Source organism: Kocuria sp. CPCC 205260 (genome assembly GCF_040981045.1).
GTDB lineage: Bacteria > Actinomycetota > Actinomycetes > Actinomycetales > Micrococcaceae > Kocuria > Kocuria palustris.
Genome location: NZ_JAVKPT010000015.1, coordinates 1 through 5,846, shown reverse-complemented (window position 1 = coordinate 5,846; position 5,846 = coordinate 1). Strand labels below are relative to the sequence as shown.

The 5,846-nt window shown below is 69.9% G+C and carries 6 protein-coding genes and 1 other annotated feature; of the genes, 4 read left to right on the top strand and 2 right to left on the bottom strand.

Annotated elements, in window-relative coordinates:
* Positions 1-190: 190 nt before the first annotated feature.
* The 4 genes from RF645_RS12855 to RF645_RS12840 all read left to right on the top strand — a co-directional run bounded on the left by RF645_RS12855 (position 191) and on the right by RF645_RS12840 (position 4,593).
* Positions 191-1,930, top strand: a complete 1,740-nt coding sequence (locus RF645_RS12855; protein ID WP_006215655.1) for a glycerol-3-phosphate dehydrogenase/oxidase — start codon at positions 191-193, stop codon at positions 1,928-1,930.
* A 13-nt stretch (positions 1,931-1,943) separates the two neighbouring features.
* On the top strand, positions 1,944-2,666 hold the full coding sequence (locus tag RF645_RS12850) for an MIP/aquaporin family protein (RefSeq protein ID WP_006215656.1): 723 nt from the start codon (positions 1,944-1,946) through the stop codon (positions 2,664-2,666).
* 112 nt (positions 2,667-2,778) lie between these two features.
* Positions 2,779-4,311 carry a glycerol kinase GlpK gene (glpK, locus tag RF645_RS12845; RefSeq protein ID WP_006215657.1) on the top strand — a complete coding sequence of 511 codons (1,533 nt, stop codon included), beginning with the start codon at positions 2,779-2,781 and terminating at the stop codon, positions 4,309-4,311.
* 129 nt (positions 4,312-4,440) lie between these two features.
* Positions 4,441-4,593: a hypothetical protein gene (locus RF645_RS12840; protein ID WP_006215658.1), complete on the top strand. Its 153-nt coding sequence runs from the start codon at positions 4,441-4,443 to the stop codon at positions 4,591-4,593.
* Positions 4,594-4,638: 45 nt separating this feature from the next.
* Here the strand turns inward: RF645_RS12840 and RF645_RS12835 are convergent, their stop codons facing one another.
* Both RF645_RS12835 and RF645_RS12830 read right to left on the bottom strand, forming a co-directional pair.
* Positions 4,639-5,532 (bottom strand): IS3 family transposase, encoded by an 894-nt coding sequence (locus tag RF645_RS12835; RefSeq protein WP_081609580.1) that lies wholly within the window; start codon positions 5,530-5,532, stop codon positions 4,639-4,641.
* Positions 5,479-5,608, bottom strand: a sequence feature (AL1L pseudoknot). (Overlaps the previous gene by 54 nt.)
* A gap of 25 nt (positions 5,609-5,633) precedes the next feature.
* A partial coding sequence (locus tag RF645_RS12830; RefSeq protein ID WP_368819233.1) for an IS30 family transposase occupies positions 5,634-5,846 on the bottom strand: 213 nt, incomplete at its 5' end.

Sequence of the window (5,846 nt, the reverse complement as noted above, 5' to 3'; positions counted from 1 at the left end):
TGGAACACGGCTCGGCTCCACGAACGACTGGGGTACCGGACCCCGGTCGAGGTCGAGGCTGCTTACACTGAGGCCGAGGTGACCGCGCCCGCGGTGCCCTGACCTCGGAACGAAACCCAGGGCGCTTCAACCTGTTAGCGTGAGCCACGCCACTACGCTGTGCCTCCACCGATAAAGGAGCAACCCCTCCATGCCAACCCTGCGAACCGTCCCCCTCTCCGCCGCCACGCGGGAGGACCACCTCGCCCGCCTTCGGGCCACCAGCCCGGAGGCCCCCCTCGACATCCTGATCGTGGGCGGCGGCTCCACCGGCGTGGGCGCCGCGTTCGACGCGGCCACCCGCGGCCTCGACGTGGGCATCGTCGAGGCCCGCGACTGGGCCTCCGGGACCTCGTCCCGCTCCTCCCGCCTCATGCACGGTGGCCTGCGCTACCTCGAGATGCTGGACGTCAAGCTGGTGTACGAGGCGCTGCGTGAGCGCGACCTGCTGCTCACCCAGACCGCGCCCCACCTGGTGCGCCCCCTGCGCTTCGTCTTCCCGTTCTTCCACAAGGTGATCGACCGCGGCTTCATCGGCGCCGGCGTCACCATGTACGACGCCATGCAGTCGCTCGGCCGCCGCCGCGCGGTGGGCGCGCACCGCCATCTCAGCCGCCGCTCCATGGCCGCGACCTTCCCCTCCCTCGACGACGAGAAGATCGTCGGCGCGGTGGAGTACGCCGACGCCCAGTTCGACGACGCCCGCCTGGCCATGATGCTCGTGCGCTCCGCCGTGGACCATGGCGCCGTGGCCGCCAACTACACCGCCGTCACCGACTACCTGCGCGGCGACGACGGCCGTGTGCATGGCGTGCGCGTCCGCGAGGAGACCTCCGGCGAGGAGTTCGACGTGCACGCGCGCGCCGTCATCCTGGCCGGGGGCGTGTGGACCCAGGAGCAGCAGGAGCTGGCCGAGGCCGACGGCGGCCTCGAGGTGCTCGCCTCCAAGGGCGCCCACATAACCGTCCCGCGCGACCGCATCCGCGCCGACGCCGCCACCGGCGTGATCACCAAGACGGAGAAGTCCGTGCTGTTCCTCATCCCGTGGGACGAGTACTGGGTGATCGGCACCACGGACACCCCGTGGGCAGAGGACGTGGCCCATCCGGCCACCACCGCGGACGACATCGACTACATCCTCGAGCACGCCAACGCGGTGCTGAAGGAGGACCTCACGCGTGACGACGTGGTCGCCACGTACGCCGGCCTGCGCCCGCTCCTGCAGCCGGTCACCGGATCCGACGGCGGCTCCACCAAGATCTCCCGTGAGCACACCGTCACCGAGGTGGCCCCCGGCCTCACCGCCGTGGCCGGCGGCAAGTGGACCACGTACCGGGCCATGGCCGAGGACGTCGTGGACTTCGTGGTGCGCGAGACCCACCCGACCCGTCCCAGCCTCACCGAGCGCATCCCCGTGCTCGGCGGCCTCGGCTACTCGGAGATCGAGGCGGAGGCGGACCGCATCGCCGCCGACTACGGCCTGGACGAGGCCCGCGTGGACCGGCTCCTGTTCCGCTACGGCACCGTGCTGCGCCACGTGCTCGACCTGATCGACGCCGACCCGTCCCTGAGCGTCCCACTCGCCAAGGCGCCGCGCTACCTGCGCGCCGAGATCGTCCACGCCGCCCGGGCCGAGGGCGTCGTCCACCTGGACGACGTCATCGAGCGCCGCACGCGCCTGTCCACCGAGGTCCGCGACCGCGGCGTCGCGGCGGCCGAGGAGATCGCGTCCCTCGTGGCCCCCGAGCTGGGCTGGGATGAAGAGCGCATCGCCGGTGAGATCCGCGCGTACAAGGACCTCGTCGCCGCCCGCCTCCGCGGCGAGACCACCCACGACGACGTCACCGCCGCCGCCGCGCTCGCAGCCGCCGACGCCGCCCCCACCCACTGAAAGGAGCCCGTCCATGGGCACGATCTTCCTGCATGAGATCGCCGGCACGGCGATCCTCCTCCTGCTCGGCGTCGGCGTCGTCGCCAACGTCGTCCTGACGAAGACCAAGGGCAACGGCGGAGGCTGGCTGCTCATCAACTTCGGCTGGGGGCTGGGCGTCTTCGCGGGCGTCTACGTCGCTTCCGCGACCGGCGGGCACCTGAACCCCGCCGTGACCGTCGGCCTGCTCGTCAGCGGCGCCGAGGAGTACGCCCCCGGCATCGCCGTGACCCTCGGCACCACAATCGCGTACTTTGCGGCACAGCTGCTCGGCGCCTTCCTCGGCGCGGCCCTGGCCTGGCTGGCCTACCGCGACCACTACCAGGCGGAGACGGACCAGGGAGCGATCCTGGGCACCTTCGCCACAGGCCCCGAGATCCGCAACCCGCTGTGGAACATGGTCACCGAGGTGATCGCCACGTTCGTCCTGGTGTTCGTGGTCCTGCTGTTCGGCTCCACTCCCTCCGGGCTCGGCCCGCTCGCGGTGGCCCTGCTCGTCGTCGCGATCGGCGCGAGCCTGGGCGGCCCCACGGGGTACGCCATCAACCCGGTGCGCGACCTGGGCCCCCGCCTGTTCCACGCCGTCGCGCCGATCCGGCACAAGGGCAGCTCGGACTGGGGCTACGCCTGGGTGCCGATCGTCGGCCCGGTCGTCGGCGCCGTCCTGGCCGGCCTCGCCGCGCCTCTGCTTGTCTGAGGAGCTCGTCCGTCTGAGCGGTCTGCCCGTCCGACCCGGGCGGACACGTTCCCCTGCGGGAACGTGCCCGCCACCCCCACACCCCCGTGACCCACCTTCGAAGGAGTAGGACATGACCACATCCCGCTACGTGATGGCCATCGACCAGGGCACCACGTCCACGCGCGCGATCCTCTTCGACCACAATGGGGCCATCGTGTCCTCCGGTCAGCGCGAGCACGAGCAGATCTTCCCGCGCGCCGGCTGGGTGGAGCACGACCCGGTGGAGATCTGGAAGAACACGCGCGAGGTCATCGGCGAAGCCCTGGCCCGCGCCGAGGCGACCCGGCACGACGTCGCAGCCGTGGGCATCACAAACCAGCGTGAGACCACCGTGGTGTGGGACCGCAGCACCGGCAGGCCGGTGTACAACGCCATCGTGTGGCAGGACACCCGCACCGACCGCCTCTGTGAGCGCCTGGCCGGCGACGCCGGCGCGGACCGCTACAAGGAGCGCGTCGGGTTGCCGCTGGCCACGTACTTCGCCGGCCCCAAGGTGGCCTGGATTCTGGAGAACGTGGACGGGGCCCGGGAGGCCGCCGAGAACGGCGACCTCGTCTTCGGCACCATGGACTCGTGGCTGGTGTGGAATCTCACCGGCGGCGGCGCGGGCGGCCGGCACGTCACCGACGTCACCAACGCCTCCCGCACCATACTGATGAACCTGGACACCCTCGACTGGAACAAGGAGATCTGCGCGGACATGGGCATCCCGATGTCCATGCTCCCGGAGATCGTCAGCTCCTCCGCCGAGGTGGGCACTGTGGCCGGCCACCAGCTGCTGCGCGAGACGCCGATCACCGGCATCCTGGGCGACCAGCACGCGGCGACCTTCGGCCAGGCGTGCTTCGAGGTCGGCCAGGCCAAGAACACGTACGGCACCGGCAACTTCATGCTGATCAACACCGGCGAGGAGCCGGTGCACTCGGACAACGGCCTGCTTACCACGGTGGCGTACCGCATTGGCGACCAGAAGCCGGTGTACGCGCTGGAGGGCTCGATCGCCGTCACCGGCTCGCTGATCCAGTGGTTGCGGGACAACCTCGGGATGATCGGTAGCGCCCCGGAGGTCGAGACCCTGGCCGCCGGTGCAGGGGACAACGGCGGCGTGTACTTTGTCCCCGCGTTCTCCGGCCTCTTCGCTCCGCACTGGGACGCCACAGCCCGCGGCGCCATGGTGGGCATGACCCGTTACGTCAACAAGGGACACATCGCCCGCGCGGCGCTCGAGGCCACCGCCTTCCAGAGCCGCGAGGTCCTGGACGCCATGAACGCGGATTCCGGCGTGGACCTCACCGAGCTGAAGGTCGATGGTGGCATGGTCGCCAACGAGCTGCTCATGCAGTTCCAGGCGGACCTGCTGCGCGTGCCCGTCGTGCGCCCCAAGGTCATCGAGACCACAGCTCTCGGCGCCGCCTACGCCGCAGGCCTGGCGGTGGGGTTCTGGTCGTCCCAGGACGAGCTCGGGGCCAACTGGGAGGAGGACAAGCGCTGGGAGCCCACCATGGACGAGGAGGAGGCTGAGCGCTCCCTGCGGCTGTGGAAGAAGGCCGTGGAACGCTCCCGCGACTGGGTCGATGAGGACGTCGTGACGGCCCGGGGCTGAGCCGTCCGGCCCGCAGGCTGGTCCATCCGGCCCCGTGCGCCCCGGGCCGGTCCGTGCCGACCCGGCCCCTCCGGAAGGACCCCGTGCAGGACTACCTCGCCTCCCCCGTCGACGGAGTGGGAGGACCAGGTGCTCGGCGCGGCCGAGGGTGTGGCGCCCGGGCACGGGGACCGCGTGACGCGCGTGGGCCGTCTCCTCGTCTCCGAGGGCGTCCGCCGGTTCGAGGCCGACGGCGTAGACCTCCGGGTGATCGACCCCGGCGGGATGCTCGGCGCCGCCTGACCGCGCGCCCCGGCGGGCGCTCCCGACTGTATCGCCCCGGGTTTGCTAGAGGCTCGGAAGTGCCGTAGCGGCGGTCGCCGGCACGGCCTGGTCGTGATCGTAGACGTCCTCGAACTCGACGGGTGGGATCATGCCGATCTCTCCATGGAGCCTTCGGTGATTGAACCAGTCGATGTACTCCGCGGTCGCGATCTCCAACTCGTCGATGTTCTTCCAGGGCCGGCGATTGCGGACCAGCTCGGCCTTGAACAGTGAGTTGAAGGCCTCGGCCAGGGCGTTGTCGAAGGAATCTCCCGTCGAGCCGACTGAAGCGACTGCCCCGGCCTCTGACAGGCGCTGGGTGTAGCGCACCGCGACGTACTGGACACCCTTGTCGCTGTGGTGCTTCAGCCCTTCCACGTCCTGGCCAGCGCGCTGGCGGGTCCAGATCCCCATTTCCAATGCGTCCAGAGCCAGATCGGTCCGCAGCGACTTCGACAGCTGCCAGCCGACCACACGCCGTGAGAACACATCGGTGACGAGTGCCGCGTACGCCCAGCCGGTGAACGCGCGGCAGTAGGTGATGTCGGCGACCCACAGCTGGTTCGGTGCCGTGGCCGTGAAGTCGCGTTCGACCAGATCAGGTCGAGTCTCGCGGCCATGGCCGGGAATGGTCGTGCGTGGCCCCTTGGCGCGGCTGATCCCGCGCAGCCCGGCTGTGCGCATGAGTCTCTCGACCGTGCACCGGGCTACCGGGAGTCCTTCACGGTGCAGCTGAGCGTGCAGCTTCCGGGCGCCGTAGACCCCGAAGTTCTCCGCGTGAACGCGCCGGATCTGCACCAGCAGTTGTTCATCTCGAACTGATCGCCTGGAGGGTGGGCGGGTCTTGAAGGCGTAGTACGTGCTCGGTGCGTTCTGCGTGCCCGCCGACATGAGCGTGCGGCAGATCGGTGTGAGCACCGAACTTCTGCTTGTGCTGGTCGATGAACTCCACGATCAGCGCTGTGGGCGGTCGAGCTCCGCTGCGAAAAAAGCCGAGGCCGATCGCAGGATCGGCGGATTCAAGCGGTGAGCGCAAGGAACTCTGCGAGCTTCTCTGATGGTGTCAGATAGCCCAATGTCTTCCGAGGGCGTCCGTTGAGACTGTCCTGGATCATGTCGAGTTCCCTGCGGCTGAGGCCGCTGAGGTCGGTGCCTTTGGGGAGGTACTGGCGCAGCAGGCCGTTGGTGTTCTCGTTGCTGCCGCGCTGCCAGGGCGAGTGAGGATCGCAGAA